Genomic DNA, 19378 nt, shown 5'->3' on the forward strand with positions numbered 1-19378 from the left:
TCACATGAAGGAGAGCGCCTGCTATCGGGCATCGACGACTCAAGCACCCGATGCGGACGGAATGCTCCCTTATATCTTTAGGTGGTGATGGCCGGGAGAGCTTCAAGGAGAATCTGATTGGTTTTCCACCTACATATCGTGATCGGGAACGTAGAGGCAGAACGAATGCCGGGAATTCGCGTCGCCGCCGGGCTTGCATTCGTGAAAGAACTCGTCGCCCGAGCGCTTGATCCGACTGTCGGAGTAGGGAATGAGCTCTCCGGTGGAGAGCTGGTAGCCATATTGGGTTTCCTTCACATCGGCCGTGGGCGCCTGGTAGCAGTCCATTCCCGAGCAGCATGAGCTGTCGTATTGCCAGCCCTTGGGCGCCTGATGCGCGGCGGCCGGAGCCGAAAGGGAAGCCGCGAGCGCAATTGCCGGAAACAAGCGCAAAAGCCAAAAGTGGCCTGAGCGCCCGTTGCTATGCGCGGCTGGAACTCGGTACATCTTCGTCATCGGGGTCACCGTTCGAGGGCGCCGGCTGAGGGCACCGGCTGTCCGGTCTGACAAGCAAACGGTTCCGGGATGGACGAGGGCTCTCTCCGGAATCGGCCTTCCCTCAAACTGCCAGACCATGGAAAATGTTCCATGTCTCCTCAGACGGCTGAGTTGCGCCCCGGCGCATTTGATGGGCGCAGGCGGATTCGGGCGACCGTTGACGGTCCCTAACCCCATGCGGTCGATGAACAATCCTTAACTGGACGCCCGCCGCGCTCGCATGTTCTCTTTGCCAAGAGATGGTTAGGGCCGAAGGGCGGTCAGGAGATGACGATGATCGATCGGCGGCATTTTGTCCTTGTGTCCGTTGCCGCGCTGGTGCCGACGGGCGCGCAGACAGCCTGGCGCCTGCGCCAGCCGGCGCCGCGGACGCTCGACTACGGGCCGGCCAAGCTCGACGTCTACGCACGCGACGGCGCCAAGGGCGATCCGGTCGTCTTGTTCATCCATGGCGGCGCCTGGCGGCTCGGCAACCGCAACAATGTCAACGCCAAGCCAGGCTTCCTGCTCGCCAACGGCTTCCTGTTCGTCTCTATCGACTACCGCATGCTGCCCAAGGCCGATGTCGCCACCCAGGCGAGCGACGTCGAGAAGGCCTATGCCTATGTGCGGGCCAATATCGCCAAATATGGCGGCGATCCCGACCGCATCGTGGTGATGGGCCACTCGGCCGGTTGCCATCTCGCGGCGTTGACGGGGTTTCGCGGCGGCTTGCCGGGCGTCGCCGGGCTGGTGCTAGACGATACCGAAGCCTATGACATCGAGGCCCTGGCCAAGGCGCAGGGCGGCACGCTGCGGCCGGTCTACGCGCAAGCCTTTTCGGATCCGGGCCAGTGGCGTGCGCTGTCGCCGGCGACCTATATCGGCAAGGGCAAGCATCCGCCTGTCTTCATCGCCTATTCGAACGCGCCGATCCGCGCGGCCGCGGCGCGTGATTTGGCGGATCGGCTGCGGACCGGAGGCACCAAGGTCACGCTGTTCGATGGCAGCGCCTATTCGCACATGGCGATCAACCGCCGCCTCGGCGAGGATGGCGATGCGCTGACCGCCGCGGTCACGGTTTTCCTGAAGGCGGCGCTCGCCTGATCGCGCCGGCGAAACTGGATCACGTCAAAGTCGTTGACCGGACACGGTGCAGGGGCTGTGGACCCAGGCGCGGGAAAAGAAGCTCGACGTGGTGACGATCGTCTTTTCCAACTGCTCTGAGCGGACCCAGGCAGCATCGATCAAGCTCCGCCGAGAAGTTTGACGGCATGGTTCGGATTCCTGTCGATCCATCTTGATGATTGGCCAGTCACGCCGCGACAAATTGTGGGCGAGGCGGTGCAACCTTTGGCGGGAGCGGGCGTTCGCGTTCTAGTTGAACATCACCCCCTGAAAGGTCCTGCCCGAGATGGTTGATAAACACGCGTCGGTAACCCTGATGGCCGCATTGTTGCTTGTCATCGGGGTCGCTGCCTGGCCAACATATGGCGCCGAGCCAGCCTTGAAGAATGTCCGGCTGATCGGACGGTTTCTCGACGCCGGCGATCAGGCGGTTTTCGAGTGGCCCGGCAGCGCGATCGAGTTCGCGTTCAAGGGCAGTTGGCTGGACGTCGTGCTTGACGATCGCGGCAAGAACAGCCTGGTGCTGGACGTCGACGGCAAACTGTCCCGGATCGATCTGAAGAAGGGCTCCAACACCTACCGGCTCGTCGCGACGCAGGGCGCGGATCGCCACGCCGTCCGGCTCGTGCGCCGTACCGAGGCGTCTTTCGGAACCACCACTCTCAAGGATGTGCGCACCGATGGCACGCTTCTGCGGCCTGAGCCGAAGAAGCGCAGCCTGTTGGTGATCGGCGACTCGATTTCCGCCGGTTACGGCATCGAGGGCAAGGACGCGCAATGCAAGTTCAGCGCCGATACGGAAAATCAGTACCTGACCTATGCCGCGATCGCGGCGCGACGCTACGGTGCGGACGTAGTCACCTTGGCGGCTTCGGGAAAGGGGCTCGTTCGCAACTTTCAGGGAGCCAAGGGGCGCACAATGGCGGATTTGTACGACCGGGTTCTGCCCTCGCGGCGGGATCGCGAAACGCTGCCCAAAACCGACGTCATCATCGTTCATCTCGGGACGAACGATTTCAGCGGCGGTGCCCGGCCCGCCAATTTTGCCGCCAGCTATGCCGAATTGCTGGCGAAACTGCGCGCCAATGCACCTGATGCGATGATCTACGCCGGGTTCGGGCCATTGCTAACGGGGAAGGACTTCGCCGCGGCGGACAAGGCGGTGGACGCCGTGGTCAGGCAGCGGCGTGATGGCGGCGACAGCAAGACGGCGATGATCCGCTTCACCGAACCGCTTGGGGCGTCGTTGCGCGGCTGCGACTGGCATCCCAACGAGGCCGGCCAGCAACGCATGGCCAATCAGCTTGAAGACCGGATCGAGGCGGACCTCGGCTGGACGCAAACCCAATGAAGGCAGCATCCACGGCTGGCTTGCGAGACGCCAGCGCGCCTCCACGCGGGCAGGCCGTCCCTCCTAAACTGCTCGGCCTGCAGGTGCTGCGGTTTGCGGCCGCCTTTTTCGTGGTCCTGTTTCATCTTGGCGTCAGTTTGCAGATCGAATTTGGCAACCGGACCAACGTCTTTCAAAACGGAGCGGTCGGGGTCGACGTCTTCTTTGTCATCAGCGGCTTCATCATCGCCTACACGACCGATCCCAAAAAAGGCGCTCTGTATTTCGTCAGGCGTCGGCTTATGCGCATCGTCCCACTCTATTGGACGCTGACGGCGGGCATTGCGGTGCTGGCGATGCTGAAGCCCAGTCTGCTGAATTCGACCGTGGTCAACGGCGAGACCTTGATCAAGTCCCTGTTCTTCGTCCCGTTCGCAAAAGCGAATGGAGCCGTGCAGCCGATCCTGTTTCTGGGTTGGACGCTCAATTATGAGATGTTCTTCTACGGCATCTATGCCGCGTGCCTGGCGCTCGGCCTGCGCAGCCCGCTCGTGCCGGCCGCAATCATCGTAGCTCTCGTCGCCGCCGTGAGCCTTGTGAAGTTGGATAACGTCCCGTGGCGGTTCTATACCAATCCTTTGATGCTCGAATTCGTGCTCGGCATCGGCCTTTACCTTCTTTACAGGCGCAGTCCCGCGATCTTTCACGGGCGCTCATTGCCGATATTCCTCATGTTCGCAGCGTCTATGGCGTTGCGTGCGCCGCTGCTTGAAATCCATTGGCTGGTGGCCAACGGCATTCCGGCGGTGCTGCTGGTCGCCGCCGTCCTGCCATGGGCGCCGGCCCCGACGCCAATCGTCCTGTTCATGGTTCTGCTGGGGAACGTGTCCTATTCGCTTTATCTGTCGCATCCCTACATGCTTCAACTCGCCGTCAAACTGATGCCGGACCACGCGGGGACCGCCACGCAAGTCCTGCTGGGCGGCGCCGCCTGCGTGCTTTCAATTGCCCTGTCGATCGTGCTGTACTTTACGATCGAACGGCCGGCGCAGCTCGCCGCGCCTGTCCCGAAGCCTCAATGATACGGCTCGCTGCACCTACCAGCGCGTCTTCTCGCCGGGCGCGGCCGGCTCGATCGCCAGCGCGTGCACGCCGGCCTTCAGTTCGTCGGCAAGCAGTTGGTTGACGGCGCGGTGGCGGTCGATGCGGCTCATGCCGGCAAAATCCGGCGAGACGATGCGGACGCGGAAATGCGTCTCGCCGGTGCCGTCGAAGGTGGCCTCGTGGCCGTGCTCGACATGATGATGGCCGGCGTGAAGGTGGCTTTCGTTGATGACGGTGAGCCTTTCCGGCGAAAATGCCGCCTTCAGTTTGTTTTCCATCGTCGACTGTATGGACATCGGGCCCTCCCTTCACCACATCTGCGGCACAGCCGCAAAATCTCAATTTCGACCGCTTTTAAGTCGCGATTCAGCGGTTAGGGCGATCATCGGCGAAATGTCAATTCTTGTTTCGCACCAGCGAACAGCCCATAAATGGGTGAGATGAAACCGTATCCCAAATATTTCGAGAAAATCCGCATCCGGCCGGAAAAGGACGCGGAGCTCAAGTCGCGCGCCCCGATCTGCCAATGGGACGGTTGCAGCGAGGCCGGCACGCATCGCGCGCCGGTCGGACGCCTGAAGGAGGGCGAGTATTTCCGCTTCTGCTTCGAGCATGTGCGCGAATACAACAAGGGTTTCAACTATTTCTCGGGCGTGTCGGACAGCGAGATCGCCCGCTTCCAGAAGGAGGCGCTGACCGGCCACCGGCCGACCTGGCGCATGGGCGCCAATGGCGGCGGGATGCGTTCGGCGCCCGATTTCGCGCAGCAGCGTTCGGGGCGCGCCGGCTACTACAATCGCATGCGCGACCCCTTCAACCTGTTCGGCGGCGGAACGCGGGAGGTGCGCGAGCGCAAGGCAAAGCCGCTTGAGGCCAAGGCGCTGGAAACGCTTGGCCTTGATACAAAGGCGACTGGCAAGGATATCAAGGCGCGCTATAAGGAACTCGTTAAGCGCCACCATCCCGATGCGAATGGCGGCGACAGGGGTTCGGAAGACCGGTTCCGCGATGTGCTGCAGGCCTATCGCGTGCTCAAGCAGGCAGGATTGTGCTGAGCGGCCCTACGGTCCGTGTCGTTTTCCAACTTTCATAAGGTTGGAAAAGGCTCTAAGACCGCCCCCGAACAAAATCGATTGCCGGCGAAACGCGGCGTTTCGCCCGTGGAGACGTTGATAGTGATGAACAAGGTCGATCGCGACATCGCCAACCTGCCCGACACGACGGTGCCGGTGAGGGAGAAATTCGGCTTCGATTCCAGGATGGTGGTTCCCGCCTATTCGGTCTCGACCGAGCATGTGCCCGACATCGACCCGGACTACCTCTTCGACAGGGCGACGACATTGGCGATCCTGGCCGGCTTCGCCTACAACCGCCGCGTCATGGTGTCTGGCTATCACGGCACCGGCAAGTCGACGCATATCGAGCAGGTCGCCGCGCGCCTCAACTGGCCCTGCGTGCGCGTCAACCTCGACAGCCATGTCAGCCGCATCGACCTCGTCGGCAAGGACGCCATCGTCGTCAAGGAAGGACTGCAGATCACCGAATTCCGCGACGGCATCCTGCCCTGGGCCTATCAGCACAATGTGGCGCTCTGCTTTGACGAGTACGACGCCGGCCGCCCGGACGTGATGTTCGTCATCCAGCGCGTGCTGGAATCGTCGGGCCGCCTGACGCTGCTCGACCAGAGCCGGGTCATCCGTCCGCATCCGGCCTTCCGGCTGTTCGCCACCGCCAACACGGTCGGCCTTGGCGACACCACCGGCCTCTATCACGGCACGCAGCAGATCAACCAGGCGCAGATGGACCGCTGGTCGATCGTCACCACGCTCAACTACCTGCCGCACGACAACGAGGTCTCGATCGTGCTGGCCAAGGCCAAGCACTACCGCGACAGCAAGGGCAAGGAGATCGTCAACAAGATGGTGCGCGTCGCCGATATGACGCGCTCGGCCTTCATCAATGGGGACCTGTCGACGGTGATGAGCCCGCGCACCGTCATCACCTGGGCCGAGAACGCCGAGATCTTCGGCGACATCGGCATGGCGTTCCGGCTGACCTTCCTCAACAAATGCGACGAGCTGGAGCGGTCGCTGGTCGCCGAATTCTACCAGCGCGCCTTTGGCGAGGATTTGCCGGAGAGCGCCGCCAACGTTGTGCTGGCGTAGCGCGTGCCGGAAGGCTCAGCCTTTCGGGCCAAATCGCGCAGGGAATGATCAATGGCGGGTCCGGGCGACAACACGCGCAACAAGCCGAAGAACGGGTCTGAAGCGGACAGCTTCAAGCGCGCCGTCACCGTCTGCATGCGCGCGGTTGCCGGCGACAAGGACCTCGAGGTCGGCTTCGCCAAGGACCGGCCGGCGCTGGCGGGAAACCGCGCCCGCCTGCCCGAACTGCCGAAGAAGGCGTCCCGTAACGATATCGCGATCACCCGCGGCATCGGCGATTCCATGGCGCTGAAGCGCGCCTGCCACGATCAGCGCATCCACACCAAGCTGGCGCCGGAAGGCAAGCTCGCGCGCGCCATCTACGACGCGGTCGAACAGGCGCGGGTCGAGGCGATCGGCAGCCGCGCCATGCAGGGCGTGGCCGACAATATCGGCTCGATGCTCGAGGACAAATACGCCAAGGCAAACCTCGTCGACGTCAGGGACAAGGCCGATGCGCCGCTCGAGGAGGCGGTGGCGCTGATGGTGCGCGAGAAGCTCACCGGCCGTGCCGTGCCGAAGAGCGGCGAGCGGCTGGTCGATCTGTGGCGGCCCTGGGTCGAGGAGAAGGCGAGCGCCGATCTCGACGGCCTGTCGTCCAAGCTCGACGACCAGCAGGCTTTCGCCCGCATCGTGCGCGACATGCTCGTCTCCATGGAAATGGCCGAGGAACTCGGCGACGACCAGGAGACCGAGGATACCGAGGACAACGAGGAGAACGAACAGCAGGGCGAGGAACAGAGCGAGGAGGGCGGCGAGGACGATTCCGGCTCCGAGCAGTCGCAGTCGGAGGATGCCGAGGCGTCCGCCGACGAGGAAGACTCGACCGAGACGGAGGCGACGGATGCCACATCCGACGACCTCTCCGACGAGGACGATTCCGACGCCGAGACGCCGGGCGAGGCGCGCCGCAACGACAATCCGTTCCTCAACCTGCCGAAGGAAATCGACTACAAGGTCTTCACCACCGCCTTCGACGAGACGGTCGGCGCAGAGGACCTTTGCGAGGAAGAGGAGCTCGACCGGCTGCGCGCCTTCCTCGACAAGCAGCTCGCCAATCTCTCGGGCGTCGTCGGGCGCCTGGCCAACCGGCTGCAGCGCCGGCTGATGGCGCAGCAGAACCGCTCCTGGGATTTCGACCTGGAAGAGGGGTATCTCGATCCGGCGCGACTGGTGCGCGTCGTCATCGATCCGATGCAGCCGCTGTCCTTCAAGCAGGAGCGCGACACCAAGTTCCGCGACACGGTGGTGTCGCTGGTGCTCGACAATTCGGGCTCGATGCGCGGCCGGCCGATCACCGTCGCCGCGACCTGCGCCGACATTTTGGCGCGCACCCTGGAGCGTTGCGGCGTCTCCGTCGAAATCCTCGGCTTCACCACGCGCGCCTGGAAAGGCGGGCAGGCGCGCGAGAAATGGCTGAAGGACGGCAAGCCGCACAATCCCGGCCGCCTCAACGATCTGCGCCACATCATCTACAAGTCCGCCGACCATCCGTGGCGGCGGGCGCGCCGCAATCTCGGGCTGATGATGCGCGAGGGCCTGCTCAAGGAGAACATCGACGGCGAGGCGCTGCTTTGGGCGCATAACCGGCTGATCGGCCGGCCGGAGCAGCGCAAGATCCTGATGATGATCTCGGACGGCGCGCCGGTCGACGATTCCACCTTGTCGGTCAACCCAGGCAACTATCTGGAGCGTCACCTGCGCGCGGTGATCGATCTCATCGAGACGCGCTCGCCGGTCGAGCTTTTGGCCATCGGCATCGGCCACGACGTGACCCGTTACTATCGCCGCGCCGTCACCATCGTCGACGCCGAGGAACTGGCGGGCGCCATGACCGAGCAATTGGCCTCGCTGTTCGACGAGGAGAGCGCGCGCGACATGCGGCGCGGTGGCCTGCGGCGTACCGGATGAACTTCTCGCGGGGCGGATTCCGGCGGACGGTTTTCGCTTGCGCGCTGATCTTCGCGTCGGGCTCGCCGGCATTCGCCGAGGCGCGCGCCCCGGTCGAGGCGGTCGAGGTTTCGGCGCGGCCGATCACTGAGTTCCAGGTCGGCCGTGACCAAAAGCTGTTCGGACCGCTGGAATTCGTCGGCGGGCTGGAGATGACCTCGCCGTCGCGCGATTTCGGCGCACTGTCGGCCTTTCGCTTTCTAGAGCCCGGCAGCGATTTCATCGGCGTTGCCGACACCGGCTTCTGGTTCTTCGGCACCATCACGCACGATGCCGACAAGCGTCCCTCGGGCGTGTCGAATTTCCGCATGCAGCAGATGGTCGACGCTTCGGGGCGGCCGATCGAAGAGAAGTGGGAGGTCGATGCGGAGGGCCTCGCGGTCAAAGACGGCATCGCCACCGTCGGTTTCGAGCGCGAGCAGCGCGTCGTCCAGTTCAGGATCGACCCGGACGATATGAAGGCGCCCTTCAAGACGCTCGACTATCTGGTTCCGGCCCGGGAGTTGCGCCAGAACCGCGGCTTCGAGACAGTCACGCATGCCAATCCCCATGGCCAGCACGAGGGCGGCCTGGTCGTGGTCTCGGAAAAGAGCCTCGACAAGGCCGGCAACATCTATGCCGCCATCATCGAGGGACCGAGGAAGGGCGTCTTCACCGTCAAGCGCAATGGCGATTTCGACATCACCGACGGCGCCTTCCTGCCGGATGGCGACCTGCTTCTGCTCGAACGCAGCTTCTCGATGGCGCGCGGAGTGAAGATGCGGTTGCGGCGCATCTATGGCGAGAGCGTCGAGAAGGACGCGGTCGCCGACGGTCCGGTGCTGATGGAAGCCGACATGGGGTACCAGATCGACAATATGGAAGGGCTCGACGTCTGGACCCGCGACGACGGCGCGCTGATGGTGTCGCTGGTGTCGGACGACAACCACTCGATCCTGCAGCGCAACCTCTACCTGGAGTTTATTCTCCACCAGGATTGAGCCGCGCTTCGGCGAACCGTTCCAAGTATTGTTTTCCGGACGGGAAAACCGCTACGCATTTTTGCCGGAGTTGTTTTAGCGGACTTTGTAGATCTCAACCGGCTTGTTCGCCGTCGCGCTGTCCAATTCCAGCCAGTCGGGAACGTCTCTGTTCAACAACCGCGCGACCAGGCCTGTGGGAGCTTCGGCGGCGAGCGACATCTCTTCCGAATTGCCGCGGCATATGGCGACCAGCCCGACATGTTCGCGCTCGACGATGGCGTGGGCAGCGTCCGGCGTTCCCATGAAGGCGTCGAGCATGGCGAGGTTGCCGCCGACATTGCGATGATAGGGGCCGGCCAACGCCCTGTGGCCGGTAAACATCACGATTGCCGAGCCGAGATTGGAAGACGCAAGCACCGTCGTCGCCGGCATGGCGGCGAGCTCGCTGAAGTCTGAGGCCTTGCTGCAGGTCAGCGCATGATCCGCATCGGAATTGACCCCTTCAGGCGCCTTGTGGGCCACGGACTGTGCCGCCACCGCGACGCCGGCCCAGGTCACGTTGAGCGACACCAGCCATGCCGCCGCGGCGCGGGAGGAGACGCGCCATGACTGGGCGGCGCTCGCCTGCAGGCGAATCCCGGCGACCCAGGTCGAGAGCGGGATCACCGCGAAGGCGACCGAGAAGGTCGAGCCGCGCACCTGCCAGAGGCTGACGACGAAAGCGGTAATCAGCAGCACTGCGGCAAGGGCTTCCTCGCGACGCAGGCGGCGGCTGCGCAACTGAAGGCCGATCAACAGGATCGCGATGAACGGCGTCACATAGCGCGCCGCCATCAACTTCGGCTGATTCACGGCAACGCTGAGGAAGGGCTGCGCCTCGACGACGTCGTTCAGCCAATAGGTGCGAACGCGCTCGTCGATGCCGGCATAGGGCGATGCCAGGCATTGCGGGAAGAACAGGATCGCGACGGCCGCGACCGCCACGGCCAATGCTGACATCGACACGAGCCGCGCCTTGGCCGTCGATTGCCGGGGCAGGCCGGCTATCGCCGCCAGGCCGAGCCCGGACAGCGCCGCGATGACGAATTGAAAGGCCGAGAAGGCGTCGCACTGGGCTACCCCCCAGGCCGCCGGCGGTATGGTGGCGACAAGGACCAACAAGGCTGTTGCGGCAAATCCAATGCCGAAGCCGCGCGCGGTCAGGCGCTCCTTTTCATCGAGGATGAAAAGCACGGCGGCACAGGCGCCAAGTGCGGCCACATAAGGAGCGGTCTCCATGCCGACGGCCAGCGTGAGGCCCGCGCACAGGCCGGACAAAAGAGCTGCGGGCCGCCAGAAAGGCGCCTCCATCAGAAGCCAGAGACTGGCCGCCGTCAAAAGGAGCTGGACATTGTGATGGTCGAGCGTGCCGGGGTTGAAAACACCGAGAAAGAACAGCGCCGCCGTCGACAGGACCAGCGACGGCATCGCCACGTTCGTGCCGGCAAAGCGCCGCGAGGCGCGCAGGATGACGAACATGGTGAGCCCAAAAAGGAAGAGCGGCCAGATGATCTGCGCGGCTCTTTCAGCGGCGGCGGTGCCGGCGCCCAGCGTCTGGAAGGCGAGGATGATCAGCGCGATCGGCGTGTCGACCAGCCGCGACCAGTGCATGACGAAGCCTCCGGTCAGGCCCATCCGGTATTGGTGAAGATCGAACCAGCTCTGGCCCGCCAGCAGGTCGCGAATCTCGACCAGCCTCAGCATGCTGTCGTTGTCGGTGCCAAGGTCCGCGACCGTCGGGAAGCCCGAGATCGCATTGATCGCCAGCACGAGCAGCGTCGCGCAGAGCGCAAGCAGAAGGTCATGTTTCCAACCGGTGCCCTGGATGGTCATGCTGATGGCGAGGTCCTGGATCGTTTTCGCGATCCTGCACCATTGGCCGTAACAAAGCGTAAAGCCGATGAAGGCGGATAACCGGACCGCCATCGATCCCAGGATCGTCAAGCGATCGCGGGCTGGCTCCAGCGGGCGGCGCCCGTTAGTTGCAATCCAGATGACATAGCGGTCGGGCTATAGCAACGAGTTATAAAAAATTGATGAGACCCTTCTACGTCTAGTGGATTTAGAAAGCCAATTCGCTACACTCTCCAGCGAGACCCAACGCGAGAGGGGTAAATGTTTATAAGTCATCTCTTCATCAAAAATTTCAGAGCAATCGCGGAACTAAGCACAAATCTAAGTCCCCACGTGAATGTTATTGTCGGGCCGAATGGGGTTGGCAAAACGACGATCCTTCAGGCAATCCGTGTTGTTAAAGCGATAGCAGCTCCCAGGACACAGAATGAGGCGCAACAAGTGCTTATCTCGCTTGGTGCGGCGTCACCACACTTCCCGCAAAGGCTATTTCTAAACAGCTTATCTCGCGACGCGTCGATCCCTATCGAGGTGCGTTGCACTTATACCTTAACAAGAGACGAGCTCAATATTCTGCAGTCGTCTCTTTCTGAAATTGTGCAAAACCTAGTAGCCTCAAGGCTTGGGCAGAATTTTTCGAACCCCGCGATGCTTGTTCAATTCATGCAATCACCGCAGGGGCAACAGGCCATCGGTGTCGCAACGACTGAACTGACAGGTATTTTAGGCAGACTCCAAACAGACCCTACAGTGATCTTAGGTATCGCGCTGAATGGCATGACCGGAGAAATATTGGCTGCAGATCCTTTGGCGGGGCCGCTGATCGCCTTTTTGGATCGCCGTTTGCCGCCGTCGCTTTCCATGTTCTCCTATTTTCCCGCAGATCGCGCTTTGCCGATGGGTGAGGCCAATCTCCAATTGGGTGGGCCTGATGCTCAGCAGCAGTTGGAGATGCACAACTCTCAACCTCAAATTAAATACCAGAGACTGAAGAATCTCATAATAAATTCTTTGGTTATCGAGGGTACGGACGGAGATACTGTAAAAAATGAGTTTGAGACAATATTCTCAAAACTTCTTAGAGGAAGGATTATTCGTAATATAAGAGTGAATGATTTGGGTCTTCTTTCAGTTATGACCGAAGAAACTGCAACCGGTAATATGATAGAGCTAGATAGCCTAAGTAGCGGCGAAAAGAATATTGCATTGACATTTCTTATTGTTGCAAAGTCAGTTGCTAGTGGAGGTATTTCTCTTTTTGATGAGCCTGAGCTTCATCTCAATCCAGCGGTTAGCCGAGATATTTTGAGCTTTATTATTGAGCAATACTCGAGACCTAGAACGATACAATTCATTATGTGTACACATTCTCCCGAGATATTGTCCGGGGCATTCGCCAATGACGATTGCGCCCTCCTTCACCTGAAATCATCGAATGAGATATCCAAAATTGGGAAGAGGGCCCTAGATGAATATTCCGATGCGTTGAGCAGATTAGGCACATCCGTGAGTGAGTCACTTCTGTACGAAGGCGTAATATTGGTTGAAGGTGACGAAGACGTCTCGTTCATCGAGACGTCCTATCCGGAATTGTCAAGAAGGTTAAACATCAAAGATCGCGGTGGTCGCCGGGAAGTTGAAAAAACCGTTGTTAAGTTGCAGGAATTGGAAAAGAAAGGCCAAAAAGTTGCCCCAATCTATCTTATTTTCGATAGGGATGAGGAAATTACAAGCCTTAAGAGTTCCAATGCTGTAAGAGTTATGCAGTGGAAGCGTCGTTGCCTTGAAAACTACATGCTCGACTCAGAGGTCTTAGCGGAACTCTTAAAGGATGAATCGATTACTCGACGGCCGGTGAGCAGCGAAGGAGAGGTTCACAAGCTCCTCAGGGACATCGCTTTTCAGCAGGTAGATGCAATCGCTGCGAGAGAAATATATACTTCCTATGGATATAAAAACTCGTCGTTGATGAAGGAAGATGTGGCCGATGGCGATTTAGCTGTCATTGCTACTCGTCTCTTTTCCAGAATGTCTTCCTCGCGAACATCTATGCCAGATGTGACTGAGGAAGATTGGAACGCCGAGTTCTTGGCGAAGGCTGCTAAGAGAAAAGCCGATCTCAGTCTCTTATGGGAAGCGAAGTGGCGAGACCTATGCGATGGAAAAAAGCTTGTCTCTGATCTTCACAAGAAATCTGATATGAAAATTTCTGAATCGGCATTCAAACTCCGCATCGCTCAAAAAATGCGTGAAAATTCGTCGGAAGATTGGCTTCTGATTAAGGGTATGCTCGAAGAACTGGTTTCAAGTCCCGATTAGAACTCCGAGCAATGGATGCTGCCACAAGTTGAATGGACGTGACTATATTGATTGAGCGATCGCGGGCTGGCTCCAGCGGGTGGCGAGCAGCCGGTAGGGGATCAGCGCCACCACCGCGATGATCAGCTTGACCGAGAGATCGCCCAACGCCCAGGATACCCAGCGCATCGTCTCGACAGGCAGCACGCCCATCAGCGGCGCCGTCTCCAGCGCGAAGCCGTCGTTCGGTCCGGCAAAGGCGAAGGCGGCGGAGAAGGCGACGCCGAAGAACACGACCGTGTCGAAGATGGAGCCGACCAGCGTGCCGACGATCGGCGCGCGCCACCAGCTTTGCCGGCGCAGCCGGTTGAACACGGTCACGTCGAGCAGTTGCGCGGTGAGGAAGGCGGCGCCGGAAGCGGCAGCGATGCGCACCAGCCGATCGGCGGCGGTCTCGAATTCGATCAGGCCGTGGCGAAACAGGAAGGGCGGAACGAGAATCGAGCAGATCACCGCCGTCATGAAGCCGACGAACACCACCTTGCGCGCCACGGCCGGGCCGTAGCGGCGATTGGCAAGGTCGGTGACCAGGAAGGAGAAGGGATAGGTGAAGGCGCCCCAGGTGAGCAGGTCGGCCAGCGACAGGCCGCCGATCTGCCCCTGCATCGGGAACTGGACAAGGATGTTCGACGCCACGACGACAAGCGCCATGGCGGCCACGAAGGGCAGGTATCGTGTCAGGAAGTTCATTTTTTTATCCTGGGTAATGGAACCAGCGGAATGTCATGCCGAATCCGCACGACACTCCTTGGAAGGCGGTTCGTCCCGCCTGAACGGCTCTTTAAGCGGCCGGCTGCTCGGCGAGCTTCTTGGCGATCTGCTTCTTGAGCAGGCGCGCGCGCTGCGACAGGTCCCTGGCGTCGGCCTTGGCCAGGAAGGCGTCGAGGCCGCCGCGATGCTCGACCGAACGCAACGCGTTGGCCGAAATGCGCAGGCGCACGTTCTGGTTCAACACTTCGGAAATCAGCGTCACATTGACCAGGTTCGGCAGGAAGCGGCGCTTGGTCTTGTTGTTGGCATGGCTCACATTATTGCCGGTCTGGACTGCCTTGGCAGTGAGCTCGCAGGTACGGGACATCTTGTCTAACCTTCAGTTCTAAACCTGCCAAACCATTCTGCCCGCGCCAGGCGGCGCGCGGTCTCGATCAGGCGGCCTTTGGAAAAGTTGGCGTTCCATAGTTGCATTTCGCCACCACGTCAAGCTCCGGCACGTGGCGAACGATGGAGCACATTCCATATAAAGGCCGGATTTCGCCCTATAAGCCCTTCGCGAAGGGATTGCCAGGCTGGAACCATTGCGTTTCCGGCCAGTATCAAGGATCAGCCGCCCGCCATGCCTCGCTTATCCCATGCATTTGCAACGCTTCTCGCCGTCGCTGTACCGACAACAAGTTTTGCCGCAACCTCGCCGCAGTCCTTCAAGGGCGAATACACGGTGTCGTTCCTTGGCCTTTCGGTCGCCAGGGCAACGTTTTCGAGCCGTTACGACGGCGACACATACGCCATCAACGGCACTGTCTCCGCCGCCGGCATTGCCAAGCTGTTCGACGACACGAAGGGCACGATCTCGTCGCAAGGCACGATTTCGGGCCAGCAGATGCGGCCGCAGGCCTTCCGGGCGGACTATACCTCCGGCAAGAAGGCCTCGGTGGTCGACATACGCTTCGCCAAGGGCGATGTCGCCTCGACGAAGGTCGTTCCGGAGCCCGGCAAGCGCGATCCCAAGAGCTGGGTGCCGGTCGGCGACGGGGACCTGAGGTCGGTGCTCGATCCGATGGCGGCGACCGTCATCCATGCCGACAGTCTGGACAAGGTCTGCGGGCGGACCGTCAAGTTCTATGACGGCGAGATGCGCGCCAACCTGTCGCTGACCTATGCCTCGAAAGGGTCGATCTCGGTGCCCGGCTACAAGGGCGACACCATCACCTGCAGGATGGGCTTCGAGCCGGTCGCGGGCTATCGCAGGGGCCGCAAGGCGCTGGAGTTCCTCAAGAACAAGAGCCGCATGATGGTGACATTTGCGCCGGTCGGCCAATCCGGCGTATATGCGCCGATCCGCGCCACGGTCGGCACCCAGATCGGTCCGCTGACCATAAGCGCGAGACGGTTCGAAGCAGTCGAGTAATTTTAGGCAATTCCGGACGGAAAACCGTTACACACTCTTTCTGGAATTGATTTAGAGGCGCCCCGGCGCGCCGCCGGGGGCTGGTATGGGGCGCGCAACACTGATCGGTTTCTCGGCGGTCGCCATGTGGGCGCTGCTTGCGCTGCTCACCGACGCCTCCGGACAGGTTCCGCCATTCCTGCTGTCGGCCATCACCTTCGCCATCGGCACCTGCGTCGGGCTTACCGCCAGGCTGGTGATGCCTTCTCCCGACAAGAGCAAGAAGGTACCGCCGCAGGTCTGGCTGATCGGGATCGCCGGCCTGTTCGGCTATCACTTCTTCTATTTTACGGCGCTGCGCAACGCGCCGGCGGTCGAGGCGAGCCTGATTGCCTATCTGTGGCCGCTCTTGATCGTGCTGGGATCGGCGCTGATGCCGGGCGAGCGGCTGGCGTGGAACCATGTCGTCGGCGCGCTGCTCGGGCTCGCCGGCACTTTCCTCATCGTCACCAAGGGCGGCGGGCTCGCCTTCGACGCGCGCTATGCCTTCGGCTATGCGATGGCGGCTGTCTGCGCGCTTTTGTGGTCGTCCTATTCGCTCTTGTCGCGGCGCTTCCCGTCGGTCCCGACCTCGATCGTCACATGGTTCTGCGCGGCGACGTCTGTGCTTTCGCTGGTCTGTCACTTGCTGCTCGAGAAAACCGTGCTGCCCGACGGCCCAGGCCAGTGGCTGGCGGTCGTCGGGCTCGGCCTGATGCCGGTGGGGGCCGCCTTTTATGCCTGGGACATCGGCGTCAAGCGCGGCAACATCCAGGTGCTGGGCGCCGCGAGCTACGCCGCGCCGCTTTTGTCGACGCTGGTGCTGATCGCGGCCGGCGTGGCCGAGCCGTCGCTGCGCATCCTCGCGGCCTGCGTGCTGATCACCGGCGGAGCGGCGCTCGCCGCGCAATCGCTCCTGCTGCGCAGGCCCGCGACCGGCGAGGCAGGCGCATGATGCCGTTTCCAGGCGGCATCGAGGCCAACCCCAATGCGACGCTTCTGTTTTCGATCGCCGCTGCCGCGATCTATGCCCTTGCGCTCGAGCTGTCGCCGCGGCTCGCCCGTTCCGCCGCGAAGACGCTGGCCGTTGCCTTGCTGGCGGCGCTCGCCCTCACGGAGGGCGGTCCGCTGCTGCTCGTCGCGGCGCTGGCGCTGAGCGCCGTCGGCGATGCATTCCTCTCGCAGGACGGCGAAAAGGCCTTCCTCGGCGGGCTGGCGAGCTTTCTTGCCGCGCATATCGCCTATCTCGCCCTGTTCCTCGAGGCAGGCGGCGGGATCGGGCTGCTCGCCGCAGAATCCTGGCGTGGTGCGATGGCGCTGGTGATGGCGGCGTTCGTCATCGTGATGCTCGCCGCGTTGTGGCGCCGCGTCGGTCCCTCCCTGCGTATCCCGATCGCCGTCTATGTCGCGGCGATCCTCGCCATGGGCATCTCGGCGCTGACGACGGGCTATCCCTGGGTCATCGCCGGCGCAGTGCTGTTCGTGGCCTCGGACGGCTTGCTGTCGGCGGAGCGCTTCCTGCTTGCGGCGGTCTCGCCGCACCGCGTCTGGATGCGCTACGCGGTCTGGGTGCTGTACTATGCGGCCCAGTTGGCAATCACACTTGGTTTTCTCTTGAGCTAAACGGTTTTCGGCTGCCAGCCCGGCTCGGCCAGCTCGAAGGCGGCGAAGTCGAAGCCCGGCGCCACCGTGCAGCCGACCAGCGTCCATTCGCCGAGGCTGCGCGCCGACTGCCACCAGCCGGCAGGAACGACGATCTGCGGCCGCTCGCCCGCGGCAAGGGCTGCGCCCAGCACCTGTTCGATGACGGTGCCGGAGCCTTCCTCATGCATGGCGAGCGCCAGCGGCGCGCCTGCATAGAAGTGCCAGACCTCCGCGGCGTCCTTCACCCGATGCCAGGCCGAAAGCTGGCCTTCCTCCAAAAGGAAATAGATCGCGGTCGAATGGCCGCGCGCGCCTCCCGAGCCGTCGCGAAAAGTCTCGGCATACCAGCCGCCCTCGGGATGCGGCTTAAGGTCGAGCGTGGCGATGATTTCGGCGGCGCTGGTCATGCCGGTCTTTGTTTGATGCATGTCGTTATCCCAAAACCGCTACGCACTTTTGGGCGACATGCATTAAAAATTGTCCTTGCGCTTGCGGATCTCGGCGAACACCTCGACGTCGGTCGCCCTCTCCATGCCGAGATGCTTGCGGATCGCCGGATCGTGCCAGCGCAAGAACGGATTGGTCGACAGTTCCTCGCCGATCGTCGTCGGCAGGGTAGGCTTGTTGTCGGCGCGCAGAGCCTCAATTCTTGCCGCGCGCTCCTTCAAGGCCGAATTGCTGGGGTCGACGGTCAGCGCGAAGCGCGCGTTGGCCAAAGTGTATTCGTGGCCGCAATGGATGACGGTCTCGGCCGGAAGGGCGGCAAGCTTCCTCAGCGAGTCGTACATCACCGGCGGCTTGCATTCGAACAGCCGGCCGCAGCCCAGCGCAAACAGCGTGTCGGCGGTGAAGGCCACTTTCGAGGCTGGCAGATGGTAGGAAACATGGCCGGCGGTGTGGCCGGGCGTCTCGATGACGTCGATCCTTTCCTCGCCGAGGCGGATGACGGAGCCCTGCCTGACCGTCTCGTCGATGCCGGGGATCTTCGCCTTTTCCGCTTCCGGCCCGATGATGGTGAGCTTGAAGCGCTCTTTCAGGGCCAGGTTGGCCTCGACATGGTCGCCATGGTGATGCGTGGTCAGGATCATCGTCGGCGTCCAGCCGGTGCGCTTGATCGCGGCCAGGATCGGGGCTTCCTCCGGAGCGTCGATGATCGCCGTCTGCCCGCTTTCGGGGTCGTGCACCAGCACGCCGAAATTGTCGGTGCGGCACATGAACTGTTCGATTTCGACCGGCATCTCGTCGCTCTCCGTTATCGCCGCAGACATAGGGCGGCCGGCGGCCGATGTCATCGGCCTTTGTTGAACTCGGCATTTATCGCGGCTACCGTCGCCCGCATGCATTCGGACATCGTCGACCTCCGTTCCTTCTATTCGACCACGCTCGGCCGCCTGGCCGAGCGCGCGATCACCATGGCACTCTCGTCGATATGGGCAAGCGTTCCCAACGAGCGTCTGGTCGGCCTCGGCTACACGCTGCCCTGGCTGGAGCGATTCGGCACCGATGCCGAGCGCGTCTTCGCCTTCATGCCAGCGACGCAAGGGGCGGTGGTCTGGCCGGCGACGGGACCGACGGCGACGGCGCTGGTCTTCGACGAGGAGCTGCCGCTGGTCGATTCCTGCATCGACCGCATGCTGCTCGTGCACTCGCTCGAACATGTCGAGAATCCGCGCGAGACGCTGAACGAGATCTGGCGCGTCCTGTCGCCGGCGGGCAGGGTCGTCATCGTCGTGCCCAACCGGCGCGGCGTCTGGGCGCGCTTCGAGCATACGCCCTTCGGCAATGGCCGGCCGTTCTCGCGCGGCCAGCTCACGGAATTGCTGCGCGAGGCGAATTTCACGCCCGCCGCATGGTCCGACGCGCTGTTCTTCCCGCCATCGCCGCGGCGCTTCATGATGCAGTTCCATAATGTGCTGGAGCGCGCCGGCCGGCGCTTCTGGCCGATCTTTTCCGGCGTCATCGTCGTCGAGGCGCAGAAGCGGCTCTACCAGGGCGTGCCTGCCGCGCAGCGCGCCTCGCGCCGCGTCTTCGTGCCGGTGTTCTCGCCTCAGGGCGCGACGCGGCTTGGGCGAAAGACGACCGAGGCAATGTCCCGGACCGGGCGAGTGACGCGTTCGTGATCGGGGTCAAGCCTTGCGCCGCACGG

Annotated in this window: 19 protein-coding genes and 1 pseudogene; 13 read left to right on the top strand and 7 right to left on the bottom strand. The window is 62.2% G+C overall.

Features of this window, described 5'->3' with window-relative positions:
* Window positions 1-129: 129 nt before the first annotated feature.
* Complete coding sequence (locus tag AC4FWB_RS27095; RefSeq protein ID WP_491029302.1) at window positions 130-495, bottom strand: hypothetical protein; 366 nt, start codon at window positions 493-495, stop codon at window positions 130-132.
* Window positions 496-810: 315 nt separating this feature from the next.
* Here AC4FWB_RS27095 and AC4FWB_RS27100 point away from each other — a divergent pair, with 315 nt between their 5' ends.
* From AC4FWB_RS27100 to AC4FWB_RS27115, 4 genes and pseudogenes are all read left to right on the top strand, one after another.
* Window positions 811-1623, top strand: a complete 813-nt coding sequence (locus tag AC4FWB_RS27100; RefSeq protein WP_491029303.1) for an alpha/beta hydrolase — start codon at window positions 811-813, stop codon at window positions 1621-1623.
* Window positions 1624-1666: 43 nt separating this feature from the next.
* A pseudogene (locus AC4FWB_RS27105) lies at window positions 1667-1735 on the top strand (thiamine pyrophosphate-dependent enzyme); the annotation flags it as partial.
* Between the two features lie 225 nt (window positions 1736-1960).
* Entirely contained in the window at window positions 1961-2995 is a 1035-nt protein-coding gene (locus AC4FWB_RS27110; protein WP_491029304.1) for an SGNH/GDSL hydrolase family protein, read from the top strand.
* The gene (locus AC4FWB_RS27115) at window positions 2992-4056 is read left to right on the top strand and encodes an acyltransferase family protein (RefSeq protein WP_491029305.1); all 1065 of its coding nucleotides are present in this window, start codon (window positions 2992-2994) and stop codon (window positions 4054-4056) included. The genes AC4FWB_RS27110 and AC4FWB_RS27115 overlap by 4 nt, the downstream gene beginning before the upstream one ends.
* Before the next feature lie 15 nt (window positions 4057-4071).
* Here the strand turns inward: AC4FWB_RS27115 and AC4FWB_RS27120 are convergent, their stop codons facing one another.
* Window positions 4072-4374: a BolA family protein gene (locus AC4FWB_RS27120; protein ID WP_491029306.1), complete on the bottom strand. Its 303-nt coding sequence runs from the start codon at window positions 4372-4374 to the stop codon at window positions 4072-4074.
* A gap of 135 nt (window positions 4375-4509) precedes the next feature.
* On the opposite strand from AC4FWB_RS27120, the gene AC4FWB_RS27125 reads away from it, so the two are divergent.
* From AC4FWB_RS27125 to AC4FWB_RS27140, 4 genes are all read left to right on the top strand, one after another.
* Window positions 4510-5133, top strand: coding sequence for a J domain-containing protein (locus AC4FWB_RS27125; RefSeq protein ID WP_126097644.1), 624 nt, complete (start codon window positions 4510-4512; stop codon window positions 5131-5133).
* Between the two features lie 123 nt (window positions 5134-5256).
* On the top strand, window positions 5257-6243 hold the full coding sequence (gene cobS / locus AC4FWB_RS27130; protein WP_491029307.1) for a cobaltochelatase subunit CobS: 987 nt from the start codon (window positions 5257-5259) through the stop codon (window positions 6241-6243).
* Between the two features lie 51 nt (window positions 6244-6294).
* A complete protein-coding gene (gene cobT / locus AC4FWB_RS27135) occupies window positions 6295-8193 on the top strand; it encodes a cobaltochelatase subunit CobT (RefSeq protein ID WP_491029308.1) in 1899 nt (632 codons plus the stop codon).
* A complete protein-coding gene (locus AC4FWB_RS27140; RefSeq protein ID WP_491029309.1) occupies window positions 8190-9212 on the top strand; it encodes an esterase-like activity of phytase family protein in 1023 nt (340 codons plus the stop codon). The genes cobT and AC4FWB_RS27140 overlap by 4 nt, the downstream gene beginning before the upstream one ends.
* Window positions 9213-9287: 75 nt before the next feature.
* Here AC4FWB_RS27140 and AC4FWB_RS27145 read toward each other — a convergent pair whose 3' ends face one another.
* Window positions 9288-11159, bottom strand: coding sequence for a GtrA family protein (locus AC4FWB_RS27145; protein WP_491029310.1), 1872 nt, complete (start codon window positions 11157-11159; stop codon window positions 9288-9290).
* Window positions 11160-11348: 189 nt separating this feature from the next.
* On the opposite strand from AC4FWB_RS27145, the gene AC4FWB_RS27150 reads away from it, so the two are divergent.
* Window positions 11349-13406 carry an AAA family ATPase gene (locus tag AC4FWB_RS27150; RefSeq protein WP_491029311.1) on the top strand — a complete coding sequence of 686 codons (2058 nt, stop codon included), beginning with the start codon at window positions 11349-11351 and terminating at the stop codon, window positions 13404-13406.
* 42 nt (window positions 13407-13448) lie between these two features.
* Here AC4FWB_RS27150 and AC4FWB_RS27155 read toward each other — a convergent pair whose 3' ends face one another.
* Both AC4FWB_RS27155 and rpmB read right to left on the bottom strand, forming a co-directional pair.
* Window positions 13449-14135: a queuosine precursor transporter gene (locus tag AC4FWB_RS27155; RefSeq protein ID WP_491029312.1), complete on the bottom strand. Its 687-nt coding sequence runs from the start codon at window positions 14133-14135 to the stop codon at window positions 13449-13451.
* Between the two features lie 91 nt (window positions 14136-14226).
* Complete coding sequence (rpmB, locus tag AC4FWB_RS27160; RefSeq protein WP_491029313.1) at window positions 14227-14523, bottom strand: 50S ribosomal protein L28; 297 nt, start codon at window positions 14521-14523, stop codon at window positions 14227-14229.
* Between the two features lie 255 nt (window positions 14524-14778).
* Between rpmB and AC4FWB_RS27165 the strand changes: the two genes are divergently transcribed.
* The 3 genes from AC4FWB_RS27165 (at window position 14779) to AC4FWB_RS27175 (ending at window position 17211) form a co-directional block, all read left to right on the top strand.
* Complete coding sequence (locus AC4FWB_RS27165; RefSeq protein WP_491029314.1) at window positions 14779-15570, top strand: DUF3108 domain-containing protein; 792 nt, start codon at window positions 14779-14781, stop codon at window positions 15568-15570.
* A gap of 85 nt (window positions 15571-15655) precedes the next feature.
* Window positions 15656-16543 (top strand): aromatic amino acid exporter YddG, encoded by an 888-nt coding sequence (gene yddG / locus AC4FWB_RS27170; protein ID WP_491029315.1) that lies wholly within the window; start codon window positions 15656-15658, stop codon window positions 16541-16543.
* A complete protein-coding gene (locus tag AC4FWB_RS27175) occupies window positions 16540-17211 on the top strand; it encodes a lysoplasmalogenase family protein (RefSeq protein ID WP_491029316.1) in 672 nt (223 codons plus the stop codon). Before yddG ends, AC4FWB_RS27175 begins: the two co-directional genes overlap by 4 nt.
* Here the strand turns inward: AC4FWB_RS27175 and AC4FWB_RS27180 are convergent.
* Both AC4FWB_RS27180 and gloB read right to left on the bottom strand, forming a co-directional pair.
* Window positions 17208-17639, bottom strand: a complete 432-nt coding sequence (locus tag AC4FWB_RS27180) for a cupin domain-containing protein (protein WP_491029327.1) — start codon at window positions 17637-17639, stop codon at window positions 17208-17210. The genes AC4FWB_RS27175 and AC4FWB_RS27180 overlap by 4 nt on opposite strands.
* A 63-nt stretch (window positions 17640-17702) precedes the next feature.
* Window positions 17703-18470, bottom strand: coding sequence for a hydroxyacylglutathione hydrolase (gene gloB, locus AC4FWB_RS27185; RefSeq protein WP_491029317.1), 768 nt, complete (start codon window positions 18468-18470; stop codon window positions 17703-17705).
* A gap of 99 nt (window positions 18471-18569) precedes the next feature.
* Between gloB and AC4FWB_RS27190 the strand changes: the two genes are divergently transcribed.
* A complete protein-coding gene (locus AC4FWB_RS27190) occupies window positions 18570-19352 on the top strand; it encodes a class I SAM-dependent methyltransferase (RefSeq protein WP_491029318.1) in 783 nt (260 codons plus the stop codon).
* Window positions 19353-19378 lie beyond the last annotated feature (26 nt).

This window comes from Mesorhizobium sp. LEGMi-168a (assembly GCF_058312955.1).

Excerpts from the sequence above, each read along its gene's own strand:
- AC4FWB_RS27095 (WP_491029302.1), bottom strand. The coding sequence starts at position 495 with ATGACGAAGATGTACCGAGTTCCAGCCGCGCATAGCAACGGGCGCTCA.
- AC4FWB_RS27100 (WP_491029303.1), top strand. The coding sequence starts at position 811 with ATGATCGATCGGCGGCATTTTGTCCTTGTGTCCGTTGCCGCGCTGGTG.
- AC4FWB_RS27110 (WP_491029304.1), top strand. The coding sequence starts at position 1,961 with ATGGCCGCATTGTTGCTTGTCATCGGGGTCGCTGCCTGGCCAACATAT.
- AC4FWB_RS27115 (WP_491029305.1), top strand. The coding sequence starts at position 2,992 with ATGAAGGCAGCATCCACGGCTGGCTTGCGAGACGCCAGCGCGCCTCCA.
- AC4FWB_RS27120 (WP_491029306.1), bottom strand. The coding sequence starts at position 4,374 with ATGTCCATACAGTCGACGATGGAAAACAAACTGAAGGCGGCATTTTCG.
- AC4FWB_RS27125 (WP_126097644.1), top strand. The coding sequence starts at position 4,510 with ATGGGTGAGATGAAACCGTATCCCAAATATTTCGAGAAAATCCGCATC.
- cobS (WP_491029307.1), top strand. The coding sequence starts at position 5,257 with ATGAACAAGGTCGATCGCGACATCGCCAACCTGCCCGACACGACGGTG.
- cobT (WP_491029308.1), top strand. The coding sequence starts at position 6,295 with ATGGCGGGTCCGGGCGACAACACGCGCAACAAGCCGAAGAACGGGTCT.
- AC4FWB_RS27140 (WP_491029309.1), top strand. The coding sequence starts at position 8,190 with ATGAACTTCTCGCGGGGCGGATTCCGGCGGACGGTTTTCGCTTGCGCG.
- AC4FWB_RS27145 (WP_491029310.1), bottom strand. The coding sequence starts at position 11,159 with ATGGCGGTCCGGTTATCCGCCTTCATCGGCTTTACGCTTTGTTACGGC.
- AC4FWB_RS27150 (WP_491029311.1), top strand. The coding sequence starts at position 11,349 with ATGTTTATAAGTCATCTCTTCATCAAAAATTTCAGAGCAATCGCGGAA.
- AC4FWB_RS27155 (WP_491029312.1), bottom strand. The coding sequence starts at position 14,135 with ATGAACTTCCTGACACGATACCTGCCCTTCGTGGCCGCCATGGCGCTT.
- rpmB (WP_491029313.1), bottom strand. The coding sequence starts at position 14,523 with ATGTCCCGTACCTGCGAGCTCACTGCCAAGGCAGTCCAGACCGGCAAT.
- AC4FWB_RS27165 (WP_491029314.1), top strand. The coding sequence starts at position 14,779 with ATGCCTCGCTTATCCCATGCATTTGCAACGCTTCTCGCCGTCGCTGTA.
- yddG (WP_491029315.1), top strand. The coding sequence starts at position 15,656 with ATGGGGCGCGCAACACTGATCGGTTTCTCGGCGGTCGCCATGTGGGCG.
- AC4FWB_RS27175 (WP_491029316.1), top strand. The coding sequence starts at position 16,540 with ATGATGCCGTTTCCAGGCGGCATCGAGGCCAACCCCAATGCGACGCTT.
- AC4FWB_RS27180 (WP_491029327.1), bottom strand. The coding sequence starts at position 17,639 with ATGACCAGCGCCGCCGAAATCATCGCCACGCTCGACCTTAAGCCGCAT.
- gloB (WP_491029317.1), bottom strand. The coding sequence starts at position 18,470 with ATGCCGGTCGAAATCGAACAGTTCATGTGCCGCACCGACAATTTCGGC.
- AC4FWB_RS27190 (WP_491029318.1), top strand. The coding sequence starts at position 18,570 with ATGCATTCGGACATCGTCGACCTCCGTTCCTTCTATTCGACCACGCTC.